The organism is Pseudogemmobacter sp. TB195, from assembly GCF_058313095.1.
In genome coordinates, this window is sequence record NZ_JBZEGG010000013.1 from 115,193 (window position 1) to 136,631 (window position 21,439).

Below are 21,439 nucleotides of genomic sequence, written 5' to 3' on the forward strand. Positions count from 1 at the left end.
CTGAAAACTCTATTCAGGAAGCATTTAAACCCGCTCCCTGCGACATGCCAGTGACGAATTTTTAACTGGCCGGTTTCCGCCAGTCTTTTCTCCTCTGACGCAGGCTAAAAAGGGAAGGATTTACCCTTCCCTTATCCCTCAGCCTGTTCTGGCCGGAGCCGATACGCCGCCCTGCACGGCCGCCGCACGGGCCGCAAGATGCTCCAGCACTTCGACCAGTTCAGCCCAGGCGCTGCGTGCCATGGACCGAAACACCCGGATATGAAACTCCGTCTCGCCCTCGCGCAGGACGATTGCCGGGATATGGTTCAGCCCGGTCCGGACCACATGACCGACCGGGAATGCCGCGAGCCGCAGATCCGGCGTGACCAGCCGCGCGAGCGCCGCCTCGCCGCCAGCCCCCGCAAGCGAGAAGCCCGTCCAGGCGCCGGACTGATCGGTCACCGCTGCCGCCAGCCCCTCGGGCGGGCGCCCGCCGAAGAGGAAGGCCTGATCGCGCCCAGTCCAGATCAGGCGCAGATCGCCGGCACTATGGCTGTGCCCCGGCGCCGGAAATTCAAGCCCGAGGGTCGCCAGCGCGGGCGTAAGATCCTCGCCCGGAAAGGGCGCAATCGACCAGACAGGCGCGGGCGGCAGCACAGAAAGCACCAGCCCCCCCCATGTCACCGGCCCCTGCCCGTCCAGCGCCGCTTTTGCGATCAGTTCAGCCACGCATCCGCCCTCCATCCGCGTCGAAGAACACCGGGTGGGTGACTTCGCATTCCACATCAATGCCGCGCAGGTGGTCGACCAGCCGGATCCTCTCGCCATGCCGCGCACGGCCATCGGTCAGGAAAGCCAGCCCGAGCCAGCTGTCGAGCGTCGGCGACCAGCAAACCGAGGTGACATAGCCTTGGTCATTCTCACGCTCGACGGCAAAGCCAGGGCGGAAGAGATGCGCGCCGGCAGAAATGGCCCCGGAGGCCTTCAGCCCGACCAGCTGTTCGCGATCAGGCCCCCACAGGCCGGGGCGCTGGCTTGCCGCGCGACCGATGCAATCCTTCTTCGTGCTGACCATGGCCCCAAGGCCGACATCATCAGCCGAGACCCGGCCATGGATCTCGGCATGGGTCAGGAAGCCCTTTTCGATCCGGAGCACATTCAGCGCCTCCATCCCGTAGGGGCCGCCGCCCATGGTCTCGGCCCGGGCGACCAGGTCACGATACAGCGCCTCGCCGTAATCGACCGGCACCGCCAGCTCATAGCCTTCCTCGCCAGAAAACGAGATACGGAACAGCCGCGCCTCCACCCCGCCGACCGTGACCGGCCGGACCCCCATGAAGGGCAGATCGCCCAAAGGCTGATCCAGCACCGTGTCGATCAGCGCGCGCGCCTTCGGGCCGGCAATGGCGAATTGCGCGAAGGCCTCGGTGACGGAAATCAGCCGCAGCTTCCATGTCGCGCAAAACGCCTGCTGCACGAAATCGAGATGGCGCATCACCTGGCCCGCTGCGGCCGTGGTGGTGGTCATCAGATAGTGGGTCTCTGACAGGCGCGCCGATGTGCCGTCATCCATGACAAGCCCGTCTTCGCGCAGCATCAGCCCGTAGCGGACCTTGCCGACCGGCAAGGTACTGAACGTATTAGTATAAACGAAATCGAGAAACCGCCCCGCATCCGGCCCCTGAATGTCGATCTTGCCAAGCGTCGAGACATCACAGACCCCGACCGCACTGCGCACCATGCGAACCTCGCGGTCGCAGGCCTCGCGCCAGGTCGTCTCGCCCGGTTTCGGGAAGTAGGAGGGGCGATACCAGAGCCCGGCCTCGATCATCGGCGCCAGCCGGTCGCGCGAGGCCTGGTCCGAGGTCAGGAAGCGTTCGGGCGCAAAGCCCTTCGCACGCCCCCCCGCCCCCATCGCAGCGATGGAAACCGGCACATAGGGCGGGCGGAAAGTGGTCGTCCCGGTTTCCGGGATGCCCCGTCCGGTCGCATCCGCCAACACCGCCAGCGCCGCCACATTCGAATTTTTGCCCTGATCGGGCGCCATGCCTTGCGTCGTGTAGCGCTTCATATGCTCGACGCTGGCGAAATTCTCCTGGGCCGAGAGCTGCACATCCTTGACCGTGACGTCATTGGCAAAGTCGAGCCAGGCGCGGCCATTGCGGCCCTTTGCGCCCTCGACCGACCAGATCGCGCGATGGGTATAGGGCGCGTCTTCCGCCGCCGGCACGGCCAGTTCCGGCGCCCGCAGATCAAGCGCCGCCAGCGCCTGTTCTGCGACCAGCCTGCCCGCCGTCAGCGCGCCATGGGTCGAGAAAGACCCATTCGCAGCACCTGCCGCAGCAAGCCCCGGCACCGCAGCTTCGACCGGCACGAAAGCCGCGATCTCCTCGGACCATCGCGGGCGGCTGTTCATATGACAGGTCAGGTGCAGGCCCGGATTCCAGCCGCCCGAAACCGCAAGGCAATCGGTCTCGATCCGGAAGGTCTCGGAGCCTTTCCTGACAGTGATCGCCTGCAAAGCATGGCGGCCTTTGGTGTCGATCACCACCGCGCCGGCATGGACCGGGCACTCCTCGACCACCGAAACACCTTCCCTCGGGTCGATGATCGCGGCGACCTGGACGCCTGCCGCCATCAGATCGCGGGCGGTCTGGCGGGCCTGGTCATTGGCGGCGAACAGCGTCACACGTTTGCCCGGTGCCACCCCAAAGCGGTTCAGATAGGTCCGCACCGCCGAGGCCAGCATGATCCCGGGGCGGTCATTCATCGGAAAAGCGATATGGCGTTCCTGCGCCCCGGTGGTCAGCACCGCGCGCCTCGCCACGATGCGCCAGAAACATTCGCGCGGCAGATTGGGCCGGGGCGAGCGGTGGAGGCCCACGCGTTCAAGCGCGCCATAAGTGCCGTTGTCATAAGCGCCGGTCACGGTTGTCCGGGTCATGATGCTGACATTCGGCATCGCGCGCAGCTCTGCCTCGACCGCATGCACCCATTGCGCCGCCGGATCGCCGCCGATCAGCCCGCCATCGGCGATCAGGCGGCCGCCGGTCAGGGGCTGTTCCTCAGCGAGGATCACATCGGCCCCGGCCCGCGCGGCGGTCAGCGCGGCCATCAGCCCCGCCGGCCCCGCCCCGATCACCAGGAGGTCACAATGCGCCCAGGCTTTCTCATAGACGCCCTCGTCATGGACCTTTGCAAGACTGCCAAGCCCGGCCGCGCGGCGGATGATGGGCTCGTAAAGCCCTTCCCAGAAGTGGCGCGGCCACATGAAGGTCTTGTAGTAGAAACCGGCGCTGAGAAAGGGCGAGATAAGATCATTCACCGCCATCAGATCATGGCGCAGGCTGCCAAGCCGGTTCTGGCTGCGGCTTTCCAGCCCGTCGAAAATCTCCTGCATCGTGGCGCGGGTATTCGGGGTACGCGAGGTCTTGCCAATCACCTCGACCAGCGCATTAGGCTCTTCCGAGCCTGCCGTCAGCAGGCCGCGCGGGCGGTGATATTTGAACGACCGCCCAAACAGCTTTACCCCATTCGCGAGCAAAGCCGAGGCGAGCGTATCGCCGCGAAAACCGCGATAGTCACGGCCATCAAAGCGGAATGACACCTCGCGGGTGCGGTCGATGATGCCTTTGCCCTCAAGCCTCATCGCGCGCTCCTTTGCGGGCGGCGACCAGCTCGACGCCGGTGATGTCATGGGTGAGCGTGTTGCGGCTGACGAGAAGCCAGGCAGCGCAGCCCTGGTCGTGATACCACAGATCGCGGGTCGGCCCGGCCGGGTTGTCGCGCAGATGCAGATAATTGTCCCAGGCCCCGCCCGGCGAAAGATCAGGCGCGGTATCCGGCCCCGGGCGGTGGAGGTAATCCTCCGCCCCGTAATAGGTGAATTCACGGCGGTCGCGCGGGCCGCAAAGGGGGCAGGTCAGTCTCACGTCAGGCACTCCGCAAAGGGCGGCAGGGATGATGGAAGGGGGCGGAAAAGGGGGCACGCCCGCCGGCCCTGGCGGGCCCCACCCCGGGATATTTCCGGGCAGAAAATGAAAGGCGCGGCATCGGTTTACTCCCAGGGCGGGCAGGCAGAGGCCGGCGCGCGGGTCAGGCGGTAGGTGGTTTTGGCGCTGCCGGCTTCCGCCAGATCGCTGAGTCCGCCACAGCCTTCTTCGTCCCCGGCACCAGGGACCTCCAGCGTGAAACTGCTGGTCTCGATTTCGAGACTGTCGCCTCTGGCGCTGCGGATGGTGAAACTGCCGCCATCGCATTCGACCTGGCAGGTGGTTTTGCCGCCGGTCTCGCCGCAAAAGGCGGCCTGGCGGAAGCTGCGGTCAGAGAACCCTTCGCTGCGGGCACGGCCTTGGTCACTGAACCGGCCGGTCACGATGGCCGAGATAAATCCATTGCCCCAGGGGTCGGGGCCGAGGCTGATCCGCAGCGAGGCGATATGTTGCTTTGGGGTCTTTGCGAGGTGGTCCGCCGTATAGTCACGGGCAAAGCAGCCCTGCGGGATCCGGGCCTCGGCCTGCGTCAGCGCAGAGGTTGCGAACAGGGCGGCAAGGGTAAGACCGGTCAGAAGGCGCATGTCAGTCAACTCCTTTACAGGTCGCGGAAACGGCGCGGGGGCAGGCCCATCCGGACAGCCCGGAAGGTACCGCGCCACTGGCCTGATCGCTGGGCGCGGCGTCAAACGCGCCCCTTTTCGGGCAGCAAAGCGCCGAAGACGGCCTGTCTGACAGGATGTTCCGGCTCACCGCGCGAAAGCTCAACGCGGGCGATGCGGCGCGGTCTGTATGCTGCCCCCCCACCTCTGCCCGGCGCCTTCGGGACCGGGCCGGCCAGGCGCCGACTGACTGATCACGCGCACCGCCTGCCGGACGCGCCCTCTCGCGCAGGTGCCGTCGCGCGGCACAGGCGGAACCTGCCCCGCCAGGCCGCGGATGCACGGGGTCCGGCAGCACGTCGCCCGGGCAGATATCCGCGCAAGCCCGCGCCAGAACCGGGCCTGCCACCATCACCGGCCCGGGGGCGGCGATCTTATGAAGGCGCCCGCTCAATGCAGGTTATGCTGGCTGCCGGTGCCTTCCTCATCGAGGAGGTGCCCGGTCGCGAAACGGTTCAGACGGAAGCGGCAGGCGAGCGCATGGCTTTCGCCGGTGGCCATCAGATGCGCCATACACCAGCCCGAGGCCGGCACCGCTTTGAAGCCGCCATAGTTCCAGCCACAATCGAGGAACAGCCCGTCGATATCGGTCTTATCGATGATCGGCGAGCCGTCGGGCGTCATATCCATCACACCGCCCCAGGACCTGAGGACCTTTGCCCGCCCGATCATCGGCATCAGCGTCATACCGGCCTCCATCACATGTTCGACCATCGGCAGATTGCCGCGCTGCGCATATGAGCTGTAGAAATCCAGGTCGCCGCCAAAGACGAGCCCGCCCTTATCGGACTGGCTGATGTAGAAATGCCCCATGCCGAAGCTGATGACATGGTCGATCACCGGCTTCAGCCCCTCGGTCACAAAGGCCTGGAGGATATGGCTTTCCACCGGCAGCCGCATCCCCGCCATCGCCGCCACCTGCCCCGACCGCCCCGCCGTGATGATCGCGACCTTATCGGCGCGGATCACACCTCGCGTGGTCTGGACGCCGCGCACCTTTCCGCCCTCGACATCGATGCCCGTCACTTCGCAATTCTGGATCAGATCGACGCCGCGCCGGTCGGCGGCGCGGGCATAGCCCCAGGCCACCGCATCATGGCGCGCAGTGCCGCCGCGCGGGTGCAACAGCCCGCCATAGATCGGAAAGCGGGTCTGTTCGAAATCAAGGTAAGGCAGCAGATCGCGCACGCCGTCCTGGTCCAGCAGCACCGCATCATCGCCCTGGTTGATCATCGCATTGCCGCGCCGCACGAAAGCATCGCGCTGGCCGTCGGAATGGAAGAGATTGATCAGCCCGCGCTGGCTGTGCATCACGTTGTAATTGAGATCGGCCTCCAGCCCCTCCCAGAGCTTCAGGCTGTGTGAGTAGAATTCGGAATTGCCGGGCAGAAAGTAATTCGCCCGCACGATGGTGGTGTTGCGCCCGATATTCCCGCCGCCGAGATAGCCTTTTTCCAGCACCGCAATATTGGTCATGCCGTGGTTTTTCGCGAGATAATACGCGGTTGCCAGCCCGTGACCGCCGCCGCCGATGATCACCGCGTCATAATGCGGCTTTGGCTCGGGCTGGCGCCAGACCGGCTTCCAGCCGCGATTGCCGCGCAGCCCCTCAAGAATGACTTTCCAGCCGGAGTAACGCATCAGACACCTCGGGAATCTCTGCCCCTATCAGACAGCGAAGCCGGCAGAATTACAACGCCCGGGCTCTGGCATGGTGGCGGGCAACGCCTGGTTTTGCCGGGCGCGAGGCGCGGCCCGGGCGTTTCCCCCTGCCAGACCGGGAGCGGGACTGCGGCTAAGCCGGAATTCTGCCATGGACCGGAACCGGGATCGCTTTTGTCTGGCGCCGCCTTGTTTTGCCGCGCCCGGGCCGTTTTTATGATGGCTGCGCCGGCTTCTGCCCGCGCTGCTGGCTGGCGGCAGCCAGGTTATGATTGCAGCCAACAGCAATACTGGCATCCCCTCAGATGCGAGGCTCACCGCCTGGCACAGACCGGTCGGCGATGTGTCAGGTCGGCTGATGATGTCCGGACGGAATTTCACGCTGGCGCAGGATGAAAGTCAGTGGCAGTCGCCGCCCGCAGCACGCAAACCGGTCGCCGCAGCGGATAAGGTCTGCGTCATCGGCCCTGACTATGGCTGATCTGCCGGGGAGAGCCTGCAAAACACGCCGAGGCCATTCAGCAAAGCCTCCATGAATGCCGCCACCAGATTGCCTTCACCCGGAGCATGATCGGGTTCAGGATCCTGCCTGATACCAGAGGTCCGGGGCTGATGGTCGCGATCAGGCGACTTCTGTCGCTGGCATATCAGCAGCGCCGGATTGCTGGAGGCCCTTGCCGACATCCGCAGTCAGCAATGCCTTCGCCCTGCCCCCGCGATCACAACAGGTCCCGGGGACCATGTAGCGCCAGAACAACGAAAAGGAGCCGGGCGTGATGCCCGGCCCCGCTGTCAGAGATCCATCAGACCCCGGTCAGAGCCCCTTGGACCGGTAAGTCTTGGCCACGCGGTCAATGGCAACGATATAGGCGGCGGTGCGCAGATCCTCGACATCCTCGCGGCCATGCCAGACCTCGCGCATTGACTGATAGGCCGTACGCATCGTGTCATCGAGGCCCGAACGCACCAGGGCCAGCTCGTCCGAGCCGGTCAGGAAGCGCTCTTTGAAGTCATCCGACAGCGTCCAGCCAAGGCCTTTGTCAGCCGAGAGCTGCTCCAGTTCCTCGACCAGCAGGCGCGAGCGCGCCTCTTCCGCCCGGCGCTGCATCCGGCCGAAGCGGATATGCGAGAGGTTCTTGACCCATTCGAAATAGCTGACCGTCACACCACCGGCATTGGCATACATATCGGGGATGATTATCTTACCCTTATGGCGCAGGATCTCGTCGCCGCCAAAGGTGATCGGGCCATTCGCCGCCTCGATGATCAGCGGCGCGCGGATGCGGTCGGCATTCGACTTGTTGATCACCCCCTCCATCGCGGCAGGGATCAGGATATCGCATGCGGCTTCCAGCACGGAGGCGCCATCCTCGATGAAATTGCCGCCGGGGAAGCCCTTTACCCCGCCATTGCGGGCGATCCAGTCGCGCACCGCATCGACATCAAGGCCCTTTTCATCGGTCAGCGCGCCATCGCGTTCGATGATGCCGATGATCTTGCAGCCATCCTCGCCCGAGAGGAATTTCGCCGCGTGATAGCCTACATTGCCAAGCCCCTGGACGATCACGGTCTTGCCCTGGAGGCCGCCTTTCAGCCCGGTCAGTGCCACATCGCCCGGATGGCGGAAAAATTCGCGCAAAGCATATTGCACGCCGCGCCCCGTCGCCTCGACCCGGCCCTGGATGCCGCCGGCATGGGGGGGCTTGCCGGTGACGCAGGCCTTGGCGTTGATATCGGTTGTGTTCATCCGCGCATATTGGTCGGCGATCCAGGCCATCTCACGCTCGCCGGTGCCCATGTCAGGCGCCGGCACGTTCTGTGCCGGATGGATCAGGTCGCGCTTGATGAGTTCATAGGCGAAACGGCGGGTGATCAGCTCCAGCTCATGCTCCTCCCACTGGCGCGGGTCGACGCAAAGCCCGCCTTTCGATCCGCCGAAAGGCGTCTCGACCAGGGCGCATTTATAGGTCATCAGCGCCGCCAGCGCCTCGACCTCGTCCTGATGAACGGAAAGCGCATAGCGGATGCCGCCCTTGACCGGTTCCATATGTTCGGAATGGACCGAGCGATAGCCGGTGAAGGTCTCGATCTTGCCGCGCAGCCGCACGCCAAACCGCACCGTATAGGTCGAGTTGCAGACCCGGATCTTCTGCTCCAGCCCCGGAGAAAGATCCATCAGCCGCACCGCGCGGCTGAACATCAGATCGACGGAATCGCGAAAGCTCGGTTCGTCGGCGGTCTGCAGCATCGTCATGTTCCTCCAGGGTCAGCCATGGCCTGCCGCCATGTTATCCCAAGGTGACCGGTCTTTCCGCCTGACCCAAGGGCCAGAATGATCAAAAAACAGTCAGACCTGGACTGGTTGCAGCGTCTTTTCGTCAATGTGATTCGTATCAGCAGGCGTTTTGTTAAGGGTTAATGTGCGAAAAACCTCCCTCGGGTTGCGCGGCGCTGTTCTCTCTCTCCGCACAATCCAAATTTGGGCAGGAACATCGTTTCTTTGCCACCGGAAAACCCGGGCCGGAACGAAGCTCCGCCACATTTCAGCCTGATGATTGAAGCAGTTTCACCGTGGGTCAGAGCGCCCCCGGTCCGCTGTTATGTTCCGCAGGATGGTACCAGCTGCCGGGGGGATGGATTTTTAGTGGTAAACGAACCGGGCTGATGTGCGAACCGGGGCAACAGGGACGTATTTATATGAAGAAGAAGGCATTTGAGGACCTGTCCGTGCGCCTTTCGCGCCAGATGCAGAGATTCACGCTGGAAGAGCACGGCTCCATAGGGGCCGTCATGGTGTTCTTCTTCTTCCTGATGATCCTTCTTGGCGGCATCGCTGTCGATGTGATGCGTTTCGAGACCCAGCGTGTCGCGGTACAGAATACGCTCGACCGGGCGACACTGGCGGTTGCCAATATGAACTCGGCCCTCAGGACCGACGACGTCTATACCACGCGCGAGGCGAGAGCGCGGTTTATTGTCGCCGATTATTTCAGGAAGGCGGGCCTTCCCGACAATCTTGCTTATGTACGTCTCGATGACGGGATGAATTACCGCGTGGTCGAAGCGCGCGCCGATGTGCTGTCGCATAACATCTTCATGAATCTCATGAATATTCCAACCCTCGAGACGGTGAACACCTCGGTGGCTGAGCAGAAGATCACCGATATCGAGATCATGCTGGTGCTCGACGTGTCGGGCTCGATGGCTGGTGCCAAGATCAACAACCTGCGTGTGGCTGCGGCGGATTTCATCGACCAGGTGAAGGCCTCGGATGACGAGAACCGCATCTCAATCGGTGTCATCCCCTATAACGCGCAGGTGAACCTGGGCGATGAATTGCGGGCGCGCTACAATATCCGCGATCTGCACGGGGTCCGGCATTCGAACTGCGTCGAGCTCCCGATCGGGACCGACAGGAACAACATCTTCCAGACTCTGGCCCTGTCGACATCTCTGGAAATGCCGCTGATGACCGCAGCGGATACAGAGAACACATCTTCCGCCAATGACAGCTATTTCAACTGGCGGACCTCGGGCGAGGCCACTATCGAGAACACCGCCGCAAAACGCTGGTGCAACCCCAGCACCACGACAGAGATCACGCTGCCGACCAAAAGCATCACCAGGGCGAAAGCCGGCATCCGGGCATTGCAGGCCAGCGGCAATACCTCGATCCTTCTGGGAATGCGTTGGGCCACGGCCCTGTTGGATCCCGCCGCGCGCGACGTCTACGATTCCCTGATCTTTCATCGCGTGATGGACGACGATATGGACGGGCGCCCCTTTGCCTATAACAGCGCGAGCTCTACCGATGAAGACGCGCTCAAAGTGATCGTGCTGATGACCGATGGCGAGCATGTGGCCCATAACCGCATCGCCGATGGTTTCAAGACCGGCCCGGCGACCATCCGCTTTTCCTATCGCCCTAATAGCGCCAAAGTGGATTCGACTGATACCGCCACGATCTGGCGTTCCACCGCGGGCGAATGGTCCGTCTTCTTTGCAAGCAAGGTCGGATCAAATGTCTGTAACAGCAAACCTTTCTGGGTCCCCTCGACGGGATCATGGCAGAACCGTCCGCTCGGCCTGACAGATACCGGGTGCTACAGTCCGAACCGGATCGTGCGACCCTCTGACCCCGCCTATATCGCAACCTGGCAGGAAGTCTGGGCCTCAGTCAGGATGAACTATGCAGTGCGCCAGTTCTTCGGCCGTCCGCTCGGGGCAAACAACACCACCAACCGCGAAAACGTCTACAAAGGTGTGCGGAGTACTCTCTACACAACCTATGCCGATGCAGCGACGATGAACAGCCGTCTGGCCTCCAACTGCGCCGCCGCCCGCAATGCCGGAGTTCTGGTCTATGGCATCGCCTTTCAGGCTCCCAATGCCGGCAAGGCCGCCATCCAGAGCTGCACCTCTACCCCGGCTTCGACCTATTACTTCGACGTAACCGAAACAGCGAAGATCCAGGACGCGTTCCGCCTGATCGCAACCAATCTTAGCCAATTGAAGCTGACGCAATGAAATCCAGGTCCTTTTCTGTCGGTCGTCGCCTGCGCCGTCTCTGGCGTCGCGAAGACGGCGTGGCTTCGATCGAGCTCGCCTTCTGCCTGCCGGTCCTGCTGATGCTTTTCATGGCTTCGATGGAGGCCGGCCTCTTCATGGTGCGCAGCGCCATGCTTGATCGTGGTCTCGATATCGCGATCCGCGATTACCGGCTCGGCCATATGCGGAGTATGGATGCTGAACAGATCCGGAACCGGGTCTGCCAGTTCACGCTTGCAGTGGCGGATTGCAAGAACAACCTGAAGGTCTGGATCGAGCCGGTCAACACAAGCACCACGCCCTGGACCCTTCCGTCGCGCTTTGATCCCCGGACCGGCCAGCTTCGGGTGTTCTGTGGCGACCGCAACGATCCCCTGGTCTCGCCGATTCCCGGCACGGTTCCGGACGAGGCTCATGACCAGAACCGGATCATGCTGATCCGCGTCTGCGCGCTTGAGGATCCAATTTTCCCTTCGACCTATTTCTCGATGCGTCTGACCAAGGACTCGGCCACCGGAAAATATGAACTGGCCAGCGCAACGGTCGTTGTGACCGAACCGATCTGAGGAGATGCGCGTAATGTTTTTCCTGTCCCGTAAAAAATTGCGGCAGTTCGCCAGGGACGAATCCGGTGTCATCATGACCGAATTCCTCATTGTGCTGCCCCTGATGACCTGGACCATTATGGCCCTGGTTGTCTGGTGGGATACCTGGCGCACCATCAATGAAGGCCAGAAGGCCGCCTATGCCGTGGCCGATCTGGTCTCGCGTCAGAAGGAGGTGGACATGAACTTCATCAACGGCATGGAAACCGTGATGGAGGGGCTGATGGAGCGCCCGAACGTCATCTCGATGCGCATCACATCGGTCAGATGGATCTATGACGAGATCAGAGAAACCGGCAGATATTCCCTGATTTTCTCGCGCTCGCCCAATGGAAAGAAGACCCCGCTGACAGCGAGTGACGTGAACAACGACCTCCGCCATCTGATCCCGGTGATGAATTCCGGCGAGTCGACCGTTATCCTTGAGACCTGGACCAAATACTATCCGGCCTTCGATGTCGGCATACCGGTGTCAGACTTCCGCAATTTCATCGTGACGAAGCCGCGCTTCTACCTCAGTGTCTGCCTGAGCGAAAACATGACGCCCTGCGAGAGCGCGGCGAGCTGAAAGGCGTCGGGCCCGCTCTGTCTCTGCGAAAGGCCGCGCGCATCCACGCGCGGCCTTTCGCATCTTCGCTTGCCTCGTCGGCGAATGTGGCAGGCGGGCTTTCGCGGGGCGCGCAGTCGGGTTAGTGTCCGCCACAGATCCGGCGCGTGCGCCCGCGCCTCCCTCACCCGCCTTCCCCTTCACCCGCCCTCCTTCACCCGCCAGGCAAGCCCGCAGATGACACGCCTTCCGATCTTTCTTCCGCTCATCGCGCTTCTGGGCTGCGCGCCCTTCCCCGAGCTCGGCCCCCTGCCCGAGGCCTCCGGCGCACCGCCCTCGCTTTTGCCGATGGACGACGTGCTGGCGCAGGCGCCATCCGGGCGCATCTCGGCGTCAACCGGTGAGGCTCTGGCCGCCCGCGCCGCCCGGCTGCAAAACCGCGCCAGGCTGATGCAGGGACCGGTGCTTGACCCGGCCACCCGTGCCCGCCTGGCCGCGGCCATCGCGGCAGGCCGGGCCTGAGCCCTATCGCCGCCGTTGCGCCCGGCAAGGCCTTGGGCTAACACCCTGGGCGGAACAGCAATATGAGGCCTCCCATGTCGAGCACGCCGTCTGAAACCGGACCCCTCCGCCTTGGGATTGCCGGCCTCGGCACTGTCGGCATCGGCGTGGTGAAAATCATCCGGCGCGAGGCCGAAACCCTTGCCGCGCGCGGCGGGCGCCCGCTGGTGATCACCGCCGTTTCAGCCCGTGACCCGAAAAAAAACCGCGATGCCGATCTCTCGGGCTACGCTTGGGAGACCGACCCCGTTCAGCTCGCAAAACGCGATGATGTCGATGTTTTCATCGAGGTGATGGGTGGCCATGAGGGCGCGGCGAAAGACGCGACCGAAGCCGCGCTGGCGCTTGGCAAACATGTGGTGACCGCGAATAAGGCGCTGCTCGCGCATCACGGCCAGGCGCTGGCGGAACTGGCCGAAAAAACCGGTGCTGCGTTGCGGTTCGAGGCGGCTGTCGCCGGGGGTATCCCGGTGATCAAAGCGCTGACCGAGGGCCTTGCCGGTAACCGCATCAAACGCGTCATGGGCGTGATGAACGGCACCTGCAATTACATCCTGACCCGGATGCAATCGGCTGGCCTGCCCTATGAGACCGTGTTCGAGGAAGCCCGCCAGCTGGGCTATCTCGAAGCCGATCCGAACCTCGATGTCGGAGGGATCGACGCCGGGCATAAACTCTCGCTCCTGGCTGCCATCGCCTTCGGCACCCGTGTCAGCTTTGACAAGGTCGAGCTGGAGGGGATCGGCAATGTCTCGATCGACGACATCAACCTCGCCGATGATATGGGCTATCATATCAAGCTGCTGGGCGTGGCGCAGATGACCGGGCGCGGCCTGGAACAGCGCATGACCCCGTGCCTCGTGCCGGCGGAAAGCCCGCTCGGCCAGCTCCAGGGCGGCACGAATATGGTCGTGCTCGAAGGCGACGCGGTCGGCCAGATCGTGATGCGCGGCGCCGGTGCCGGCGAAGGCCCGACCGCAAGCGCGGTGATGGGCGATGTGATCGATATCGCGCGCGGCTACCGCCGGCCGGTCTTCGGCATCCCCGCCGGGCAGCTGACCGATCCGGTGGCGGCACGTTCTGCGACGCCCGCGCCCTATTACCTCAGGATGCGGCTCCAGGACAAACCCGGTGCGCTGGCCAAGGTCGCAACCTGCCTCGGCGAGGCCGGGATCTCCATCGACCAGATGCGCCAGATCAACCAGCCCGATGCCGATGACGGCGATGCGATTGTGCTGATCGTCACCCATAAGGCGGCCCCCGCCGATGTGAGCCATGCGCTGGCGCAATTCAGCGTGACCGGCGTCCTGGTCGGGACCCCCGTCGCGATCCGCATCGAAGAAGTCTGAAAATACGCCGCCGCCTCCGCTTTAGCGCTACCGCGCTTGCGGCAGGCGGCGGTGGCGGCTAAGCCTCGGGTTAACTCCACGCCATCAGGGATATCCGCAAAATGGCCGATCAGGCTCAGTTCCAGGACCGTATGCTCTCACTGGGCCTTGCCCGCGTTTCAGAGGCCGCCGCTTTGGCCTCGGCCCATCTGATCGGGCGCGGCGACGAAAAAGCCGCCGACCAGGCTGCGGTCAATGCCATGCGCGATCAGCTGAATACGCTTGATATTAAAGGCGTCGTGGTGATCGGCGAAGGCGAACGCGACGAGGCGCCGATGCTGTTCATCGGCGAAGAGGTCGGCACCGGGAACGGGCCGGAAATGGATATCGCGCTCGACCCGCTGGAAGGCACCACGCTGACCGCAAAAGACATGCCGAACGCGCTGACCGTGATCGCGATGGCACCGCGCGGCACCCTTCTCCATGCACCCGACGTCTATATGGAAAAGCTGGCCGTCGGCCCCGGCTACCGCCCCGGCGTGGTGACGATGGACATGACGCCCTCCGAGCGGATCTCGGCGCTCGCGGCTTCGAAAGGCGTCTCGACCGAAGACATCACCGCCTGCGTGCTGGAGCGCCCGCGCCATGAAGCCCTGATCGAAGAAATCCGGTCGACCGGCGCCTCGATCCGGCTGATCACCGATGGCGATGTGGCCGGCGTCATGCATTGCGCCGAACCGGAAGTGACCGGCATCGACATCTATATGGGGTCGGGTGGCGCACCCGAGGGTGTGCTGGCGGCCGCCGCGCTGAAATGCATGGGCGGGCAGTTCTTCGGCAAGCTCCTCTTCCGCAACGAGGATGAAAAATCCCGCGCCCGCAAGGCCGGTATCACCAATTTCGACCGCGTCTATACCCGCGACGACCTCGTGCGCGCTGATGTGATTTTTGCGGCGACCGGCGTGACCTCGGGCTCGCTCCTTTCGGGCATCAAGCGCGAACCGGGCTGGGTGACGACCGAGACGATCCTGATGCGGTCAAAAACCGGGTCGGTGCGGCGCATGTCCTATCGCAGCCCGCTGCGGTAAACCGGACCAGGGGGGCCAGCCCCCCTTCTCCCTGCGGGAGAATCCCCCCGGGATATTTAGAGACAGGTGAATGCCATTTTCATCTGTCTCTGGAACTTTCCGATGGCGCTCCGACAGGAGATCTGGCCTAGGCGCGACCGGATCAGGCCCGGATCGCGCTCTTCGCTCCTCCGCCTGTCAATCCGCGGCGAATGGCGGCCCCCGATCGGCACTCAAAGTGCCCACTATGGGGACCGTATGAGCAGTCCTGTGCCGTCGTGGCTTTCCATCGATCTCAACTGACCTCGCCCCCTGCTTTTATCCAGCGCGAGCGAGACACATAGCTTGAGCTTTGCCTGTCTGGGCGGCTCGGGCATTGGGCGATTGCGCGGAGTTTTGCGGGTTGCGCAGCCTCAGCCCCGTTGAGGGTGACGGACCTCACAAACCCTGCTGGGGTCTGCCAGCCGGTGCGCTTTGGCGGGCGTTCTGTGTTGCAATCTATGCGGCAGACCGCGAGCGCGATATTGTGCCAGTCGATCTTGCGGTCATCGGCAAAGGACAGAACGGCGTTCCGGGCAAACCAGGCGCCCCTCCTCAGGGAAGTGCAGCTCCTCCATCGCCTTTGGGATCAGTTCAGGCCTGCCATCATCTTTGACCAGTTGTTTGCGTTCCTGCCTGCGCCTATCCAATAGCCCGCCATTGAGCCGTCTTGTGGCCGCAAGGCGCAACGGATCGAACACTGCGATCAGCCGGGGCCGCAGTTGCAGAGATTTCGGGCAAGGTCTTCGGTGATAACATGGACAGCCATTTCCCGGCAGCCTCCACAGAGATCAGATTGCGGGCCATGGCATCGGATATGCGGGCACTCTCAACGGTAAATTTGCGAGAGATATTATAGGCTTCTGATCGGGTCCCGGTGCGCAGAAACAGCGGCAGCACGTCGATAGGCGTCGACAATCCGTGCCCCCGTTTGCGCGAGCAGAACACGTGCCCGCCGCCGAACAGATGAGATTGCTTGGGCATGATGCCCCCGGTCAGGTGCGGGCTGCACGGTCACAGATCGGACCGTCTGACACGTCTCTGTGTCATCCAAGTGTGAACCGTTGATCCATCCCATTGCCTCTAAAACACAAACAGGCGCGATTGCCTCCACTTGTCCCCGCAGCAGGCGTCCGTCGCCGCACCAGAGATGACCGAGATCGCAGGACCTCCCGGAACGCCCTTGAACCCGGCCCCGTTTTCCGCCAGCCATGAGGCATGTCACAAGATCATGCATTTCTGGGTGTCGCGGCCTCTCTGAACGGGCGTCGCTGGGTTGGACCTGACGCAGGCGCAGAACGGCTTGCCGAGGCGATGGGGCAACAGACCCGCCTGCCATTGCCGCTTTGTCGCATTCTGACCGCCCGGGGCGTTGCCGCCGAAGATGTCCAGGCCTTTCTCAATCCGCAGCTGCGCGATCTCCTGCCCGATCCACGCCGGCTGAAGGATATGGAGAAAGCGGCAGCGAGATTTCTGACCGCACTTGAGCGGCGCGAGAGAATCGCGGTTTTCGCCGATTATGATGTCGATGGCGGGTCTTCGGCGGCGCTGCTCCTGATCTGGTTGCGCGAAATGGGGCATCAGGCGACCCTCTACATTCCCGACCGCATCGACGAGGGGTATGGCCCTAATATACCCGCGATGCAGGCGCTTGCGCGCGACCATACTCTGATCATCTGCGTCGATTGCGGCACGCTGAGCCATGATCCTGTGGCCGCTGCCCGGCCCGCCGATGTTGTGATCCTCGATCACCACCTTGGAGCCGAAACCCTGCCGGAGGCGATCGCGGTGGTGAACCCGAACCGCCAGGATGAGGATGGCAGCCTTGCCCATCTCTGCGCCGCAGCGGTCGTCTTCCTCATGCTGGTCGAAGCCGGGCGCCAGCTGCGGGACGCAGGCCACAAGGGCCCGGATCTTATGGGGTTTCTCGATCTCGTAGCCCTCGCAACCGTAGCGGATGTTGCCCCATTGACAGGCGTGAACCGTGCCTTTGTCCGCCAGGGCCTCCGGGTGATGGCGCGACGCGACAGGGTGGGCCTGCGCGCGCTTGCCGATATTGCCCGCATGGATCAGGCGCCGACGGCCTATGCGCTCGGCTTTCTGCTGGGCCCGCGCATCAATGCCGGTGGCCGGATCGGCGAGGCGGATCTTGGCGCGAGGCTGCTTGCGACCGCCAGCGAGACCGAGGCTCTGGCTCTGGCCAGGCGGCTGGATGATCTGAACACGGAACGTCGCGAGATCACCGACCGGGTGCGTGAGGAGGCCCTCGCGCAGGCCGAGGCGCGCGGCACAGAGGGGCCGCTGGTCTGGGCCGCAGGGGATGGCTGGCATCCCGGCGTCGTCGGCATCGTCGCCGCACGGCTGAAAGAGGCGACCGGCCGGCCGGCTGTGGTGATCGGCTTCGACGGAGATCACGGCAAGGGCTCCGCCCGCTCCGTGCCGGGGGTGGATCTCGGCGCCTCGATCCACCGCATCGCCGCCGAGGGGCTGCTGGAGAAAGGCGGCGGCCACAAAATGGCGGCAGGACTCAGCCTGACCCGCGCCATGCTGGAACCCGCCATGATGCGACTCGGCGAGTTGCTGTCGCGGCAGGGCGCCGGCGGAACCGGCCCCGAGCCCCTTCGGATCGACAGCATTCTTTTGCCCGAGGCAGCCAATGTTGAATTTGTCGAACAGATCGCGCAGGCCGGTCCCTTTGGAGCCTCAGCACCGTCACCGCGATTTGTGATTCCCTCGGTCGCAGTTCAGGGCAGAAGAATCGGAACCACCCATCTGAAGCTCACCATCCGGGGCCGGGCTCAGGGCCCCGAGATCATGGCTTTTGGCGCTTTTGACGGCCCGTTGGGGCCACAACTGGAGAATAGCGGTCACCGGCTGTTCCACCTTGCGGGCCGCCTGGAGATCAACACTTGGGGCGGAAAATCCAGGGTTCAGCTGCGTCTGGAGGATGCCGCAGCAGCTGATTGAGAATTTTGTTATTTTTCCTCTTGTGCATCCTGTGAGCGCCGACTAAACACCGCCTCACAGAGACGCTGGGACGAAAAAGAACAGCGGCGAAGAAGAAAGTGGCCCGTTCGTCTATCGGTTAGGACGTCAGGTTTTCAACCTGAAAAGAGGGGTTCGACTCCCCTACGGGCTGCCACTTCTGCAAACTCTCCCAAGATTATCAAAGATTTATCCCTTTGGGTTGCTAACCTTTTCGGAGGGGTTAGCAGATTGTTGTTTGGGTTCGAGTTCGATCAGCTCGCCCATGGCGTGTTGCGGCAGCGTCTTCTGATCGGCGGCTTTGGTGTATTGTGTCACCTCGGCTTCTGTCTCGTGCCCGGTTGATTGCCTTGATCTCCTGATTGCTGCATCCCGCCTCTGCCAGGCGGCGGGCACATGCCTTGCGCGGCCCAAGCGAAGAACAGGCAGGAAGCCCCGCCGCGTCGCACCTGGCCAGCAACCAGTTGCCGAAGCCGTTCGTCGTGAAGGGCTTGCTGTGCTCGGTCAGAAGAAAAGTCAGGTTGGCCCTTGGCGTCTGATCCAACACCGCTCTTAGATCCGGGTGCAAAGGTATCGCCAGCGTGGCCTGGGTCTTTTGCTGCCGCACGGTGATAAGCCCGTCCTTGACGTGCTGCCAGCCCGTCCGAACCGCATCAGATCGGCGTTGCCCCGTGCAAAGCATGAGCGTCATGGCCAGCCGGGCCGTAGAGCCTATCGGGTGCCGATCTTCAAAGGCCGCAATTTCTTCCTCGGTCCAAGTGTGAAAACCGTCGCTGGTGCTCTTGAAGCCTTTGAGGCCAGTGAGCGGATTGTGCGGAATAATGTCCATATCCACCGCGAAGCCCATCAGCACTTTGAGGCGTTTCAGGAGGGTGTTTGCCGCTTCGGGACGATCCGACATCTCTCCCAGAATGAACATGACGTGTTTGCGTCCGAAGCGGGAGGGTCTGGCGGCCCCGACCTGTGCGTCCTAGCCCTCTTCCGGGGCCGACCAGCGCAGCCGCAACAGCCCCGGCTCGGCCGCGATGCGTTGCACCGCCTGTTCCAGCCGGGTTTCGACAGTCGCATCACCACTGACGGTGGCAATCAGTTCCACTGCGTCGCCCGACTCGCGCAGCTCGATCCCCGTCAGATGCAGCCCGCTCAGCGCGAGCGTGCCCAAAAGCAGGCTGCGGGCTTGCGCCTCCTGCACCGCCGGGACAAGAACCCTCACAGTGAATGGCCGATGTCCGCCGCCCGCCGCCCCCATCCGACGCTTCATCCACTGAACAAATGGCCGCAGCGCGAAATTCACGAAAACCACCAGCCCCGTGGCAACCAGAGCGTAATCCCAGTGGCCTCCGCCCGCGAGCAGGCCCACTGCTGCGGCGCACCAAAGCGTCGCTGCGGTGGTCAGGCCATGGACATTGGCCCCGTCACGAAAAATGATCCCGGCGCCCAGAAAGCCGATCCCGCTGACCACCTGCGCCGCCACACGGCTGGGGCTCATATCGCCGTCGATCAGGGTGGAAAACACCATATAGGCCGCCGCCCCAAGGGCGACCAGCGCGTTGGTCCGCAGCCCGGCTTTGCGCTGCCGGATCTGTCTTTCCATTCCGATCAGCGCGCCGCAGGCCACGGCAACAGACATATTGGCAGCAGCGGCAAGCAGATCGGCAGGCATCGGGCGCTCCCTCTGGGGAGGGCAACGTTACGCCATCACGCGCCACCTTGTCACCTGCTTGTGACGCCCCCTCCTCCGGGAGGCACGTTGTGCGAGGGCCGTGAGGATCTATGCGCCCTGGTCTGGGCGGCATGATGGGCCCTTCGACGCTGCAGCGCCCGCTTTCAGGACTTCCGGTGTGTTTTGCGGCAAGACCGGCCCTGGCTGCCCATTCCAGGCCTGTGGCCGCGAAGTTCGTCGCGGCATCCTCAGGCAACAGGGAGCGGCAGGCTGGTCCGGCAGCAAAGCACCCCGCCAGAACATGCGCCCTCCCGACAGAAAGCGCCGCGCGGCAGCGACCGCAGAGCGCGTCCCGGACGAAAAGCCGGACCGCCCGAAATTGAAACCGTTCGCTTTAAGGGATTCTGAGGTCAGGCCTTGCGCCGAAGCGCCTCTTTGTTTCGCTCGGCCTCAAGACCTGCCATGAAATCCTTGTGCTTCTTGCGGGCCGCCGTTGCCCTCTGGATTTCCGCGGGAGTCGCCGGGCGGGCCAGATGTTCGGCGAGATTGAATGGCGTTTTCTGGGAAAAATTGGTCAATGACGTCTCCAGTGCAGCCAGCTGCCAGCTCATTGGCGGACAGATCAGGCGGAAAACGTCCGCCCCATACGCAGAAACGCCCGGAGTATTGTCCTCCGGGCGTCTTTTCTGTCTTCCGACCTTCCACCATTTTAACCGCGTTTGCGATTCGGCCCGAGCAGTAAACGCCAGCAAGACCGGCGCAGGATCGGCGATTTCGGCTGAGCAGATTGCCGTTTCAGGATGGGCCGTGGTTCGTCTCGGAGATCCGTCACAACTGAACGGATCAAAAAAATATCAGGCGAGCTTGATGTTGATCGCCGATTCGCGGCCATCGCGGCCTGCTTCGATGTCGAAGGTCACTGCCTGACCATCGTCGAGGCCACGGATGCCAGCGCGTTCCAGTGCGGTGACGTGAACGAACACGTCCTTACGGCCACCCTCAGGAGCGATGAAGCCGAAGCCTTTGGTTGCGTTAAACCATTTCACGGTGCCATTGGCCATCGTGATATCCTTTTCTGATACATGCCGCCCACAGGAAGTGACAGCCCGGCACAAGCGATTATCGAAAACTGCGCCGAATGGATCAGGGTTCAAAAACGTAGATGCAGGCGATTCTTACCACAAAAGCTTGCCTGTGGCAAATCCCGGATCTTCCTGCCCGCATCCCCTCGGAAGAAACCGGCCGGTTGCAATCAGCCCGGGCAGTCTCCATATAAGCAGGATGATAGAAACAGACTGGGGTAAACCCCTGCACATCGCCGTCACCCCCCAGGGTGATATTCAGAAATTCACCACAATCGAACAGGCGCGGTACTGGCTTCGCAAGCGTTGGCCGGTCGAAGACGACGCGCGGACCACGGCGCTTACCCGGATCGAGGCCGCCATGGCATGCCTCGGGAGCGTTGGCTCCGCCAGGCGGGCCTTCCTTGCGGCAGCCAGTTCTGCCGGGTTCAGATCAGAAACCCTCGTCGCCTGAGGTTTGAAACGAGAGGTCAGAGCCGCCCCTGAACGCAGGGGGCGGTTTTTTTTCGTTTGGGCGCCCCGCAGACCACGTGATCTCCGGAAATAATGCGCTTAAATCCGGATCAAATTGGGTTCGCTAAGTGATCTGAGAGAGACTGAAGCGCCCGTAGCCGGTGCCTGGTTGATGGCGACCTGACAGAGAGTCTCACGGAAATCCCGGTATCCTTGGGCGGGCGGGCAGTCATTACCCGGTATCCCAGGCCCGGCTGCGTCCG

General features: G+C 63.2%; 20 protein-coding genes and 1 tRNA gene. 10 read left to right on the forward strand and 11 right to left on the reverse strand.

Annotation, left to right across the window (positions count from 1 at the left end):
- Nucleotides 1-138 precede the first annotated feature (138 nt).
- The 5 genes from AC4FS3_RS14675 to AC4FS3_RS14695 form a co-directional block, all read right to left on the reverse strand.
- Nucleotides 139-711, reverse strand: a complete 573-nt coding sequence (locus tag AC4FS3_RS14675; protein WP_491021187.1) for a sarcosine oxidase subunit gamma — start codon at nucleotides 709-711, stop codon at nucleotides 139-141.
- Complete coding sequence (locus tag AC4FS3_RS14680; protein WP_491021188.1) at nucleotides 704-3,631, reverse strand: sarcosine oxidase subunit alpha family protein; 2,928 nt, start codon at nucleotides 3,629-3,631, stop codon at nucleotides 704-706. Before AC4FS3_RS14680 ends, AC4FS3_RS14675 begins: the two co-directional genes overlap by 8 nt.
- Nucleotides 3,621-3,914 (reverse strand): sarcosine oxidase subunit delta, encoded by a 294-nt coding sequence (locus AC4FS3_RS14685; protein WP_491021189.1) that lies wholly within the window; start codon nucleotides 3,912-3,914, stop codon nucleotides 3,621-3,623. Before AC4FS3_RS14685 ends, AC4FS3_RS14680 begins: the two co-directional genes overlap by 11 nt.
- A 125-nt stretch (nucleotides 3,915-4,039) precedes the next feature.
- On the reverse strand, nucleotides 4,040-4,558 hold the full coding sequence (locus AC4FS3_RS14690) for a hypothetical protein (protein WP_491021190.1): 519 nt from the start codon (nucleotides 4,556-4,558) through the stop codon (nucleotides 4,040-4,042).
- A 468-nt stretch (nucleotides 4,559-5,026) separates the two neighbouring features.
- Entirely contained in the window at nucleotides 5,027-6,277 is a 1,251-nt protein-coding gene (locus AC4FS3_RS14695; RefSeq protein WP_491021191.1) for a sarcosine oxidase subunit beta family protein, read from the reverse strand.
- 289 nt (nucleotides 6,278-6,566) lie between these two features.
- On the opposite strand from AC4FS3_RS14695, the gene AC4FS3_RS14700 reads away from it, so the two are divergent.
- The gene (locus tag AC4FS3_RS14700) at nucleotides 6,567-6,779 is read left to right on the forward strand and encodes a hypothetical protein (protein ID WP_491021192.1); all 213 of its coding nucleotides are present in this window, start codon (nucleotides 6,567-6,569) and stop codon (nucleotides 6,777-6,779) included.
- Nucleotides 6,780-7,112: 333 nt separating this feature from the next.
- Here AC4FS3_RS14700 and AC4FS3_RS14705 read toward each other — a convergent pair whose 3' ends face one another.
- Nucleotides 7,113-8,546 (reverse strand): Glu/Leu/Phe/Val family dehydrogenase, encoded by a 1,434-nt coding sequence (locus tag AC4FS3_RS14705; RefSeq protein WP_092901828.1) that lies wholly within the window; start codon nucleotides 8,544-8,546, stop codon nucleotides 7,113-7,115.
- 449 nt (nucleotides 8,547-8,995) lie between these two features.
- Between AC4FS3_RS14705 and AC4FS3_RS14710 the strand changes: the two genes are divergently transcribed.
- The 6 genes from AC4FS3_RS14710 (at nucleotide 8,996) to glpX (ending at nucleotide 14,975) form a co-directional block, all read left to right on the forward strand.
- The gene (locus AC4FS3_RS14710; RefSeq protein WP_491021193.1) at nucleotides 8,996-10,825 is read left to right on the forward strand and encodes a pilus assembly protein TadG-related protein; all 1,830 of its coding nucleotides are present in this window, start codon (nucleotides 8,996-8,998) and stop codon (nucleotides 10,823-10,825) included.
- Complete coding sequence (locus AC4FS3_RS14715; RefSeq protein ID WP_491021194.1) at nucleotides 10,822-11,412, forward strand: TadE/TadG family type IV pilus assembly protein; 591 nt, start codon at nucleotides 10,822-10,824, stop codon at nucleotides 11,410-11,412. The genes AC4FS3_RS14710 and AC4FS3_RS14715 overlap by 4 nt, the downstream gene beginning before the upstream one ends.
- A gap of 13 nt (nucleotides 11,413-11,425) precedes the next feature.
- Nucleotides 11,426-12,019, forward strand: coding sequence for a TadE/TadG family type IV pilus assembly protein (locus tag AC4FS3_RS14720; protein ID WP_491021195.1), 594 nt, complete (start codon nucleotides 11,426-11,428; stop codon nucleotides 12,017-12,019).
- A gap of 216 nt (nucleotides 12,020-12,235) precedes the next feature.
- On the forward strand, nucleotides 12,236-12,520 hold the full coding sequence (locus AC4FS3_RS14725; RefSeq protein WP_491021196.1) for a hypothetical protein: 285 nt from the start codon (nucleotides 12,236-12,238) through the stop codon (nucleotides 12,518-12,520).
- Nucleotides 12,521-12,594: 74 nt separating this feature from the next.
- Nucleotides 12,595-13,908, forward strand: coding sequence for a homoserine dehydrogenase (locus tag AC4FS3_RS14730; protein ID WP_491021197.1), 1,314 nt, complete (start codon nucleotides 12,595-12,597; stop codon nucleotides 13,906-13,908).
- A 101-nt stretch (nucleotides 13,909-14,009) separates the two neighbouring features.
- Nucleotides 14,010-14,975 (forward strand): class II fructose-bisphosphatase, encoded by a 966-nt coding sequence (glpX, locus tag AC4FS3_RS14735; protein WP_092898627.1) that lies wholly within the window; start codon nucleotides 14,010-14,012, stop codon nucleotides 14,973-14,975.
- A gap of 660 nt (nucleotides 14,976-15,635) precedes the next feature.
- Here the strand turns inward: glpX and AC4FS3_RS14740 are convergent.
- Complete coding sequence (locus AC4FS3_RS14740) at nucleotides 15,636-15,977, reverse strand: hypothetical protein (RefSeq protein WP_491021198.1); 342 nt, start codon at nucleotides 15,975-15,977, stop codon at nucleotides 15,636-15,638.
- Nucleotides 15,978-16,211: 234 nt separating this feature from the next.
- On the opposite strand from AC4FS3_RS14740, the gene recJ reads away from it, so the two are divergent.
- Complete coding sequence (recJ, locus tag AC4FS3_RS14745; RefSeq protein ID WP_491021199.1) at nucleotides 16,212-17,960, forward strand: single-stranded-DNA-specific exonuclease RecJ; 1,749 nt, start codon at nucleotides 16,212-16,214, stop codon at nucleotides 17,958-17,960.
- Nucleotides 17,961-18,060: 100 nt separating this feature from the next.
- Nucleotides 18,061-18,135, forward strand: a tRNA-Glu gene (locus AC4FS3_RS14750).
- Nucleotides 18,136-18,201: 66 nt separating this feature from the next.
- Here AC4FS3_RS14750 and AC4FS3_RS14755 read toward each other — a convergent pair.
- From AC4FS3_RS14755 to AC4FS3_RS14770, 4 genes are all read right to left on the reverse strand, one after another.
- On the reverse strand, nucleotides 18,202-18,897 hold the full coding sequence (locus AC4FS3_RS14755; protein WP_491021200.1) for a tyrosine-type recombinase/integrase: 696 nt from the start codon (nucleotides 18,895-18,897) through the stop codon (nucleotides 18,202-18,204).
- A gap of 51 nt (nucleotides 18,898-18,948) precedes the next feature.
- On the reverse strand, nucleotides 18,949-19,641 hold the full coding sequence (locus AC4FS3_RS14760; protein WP_491021201.1) for an MgtC/SapB family protein: 693 nt from the start codon (nucleotides 19,639-19,641) through the stop codon (nucleotides 18,949-18,951).
- Between the two features lie 410 nt (nucleotides 19,642-20,051).
- Nucleotides 20,052-20,252 carry a hypothetical protein gene (locus tag AC4FS3_RS14765; RefSeq protein ID WP_491021202.1) on the reverse strand — a complete coding sequence of 67 codons (201 nt, stop codon included), beginning with the start codon at nucleotides 20,250-20,252 and terminating at the stop codon, nucleotides 20,052-20,054.
- 243 nt (nucleotides 20,253-20,495) lie between these two features.
- A complete protein-coding gene (locus AC4FS3_RS14770; RefSeq protein ID WP_092898656.1) occupies nucleotides 20,496-20,702 on the reverse strand; it encodes a cold-shock protein in 207 nt (68 codons plus the stop codon).
- Nucleotides 20,703-20,922: 220 nt separating this feature from the next.
- Between AC4FS3_RS14770 and AC4FS3_RS14775 the strand changes: the two genes are divergently transcribed.
- Nucleotides 20,923-21,177, forward strand: coding sequence for a DUF982 domain-containing protein (locus AC4FS3_RS14775; protein WP_283178482.1), 255 nt, complete (start codon nucleotides 20,923-20,925; stop codon nucleotides 21,175-21,177).
- The last annotated feature ends 262 nt before the right edge of the window (nucleotides 21,178-21,439 follow it).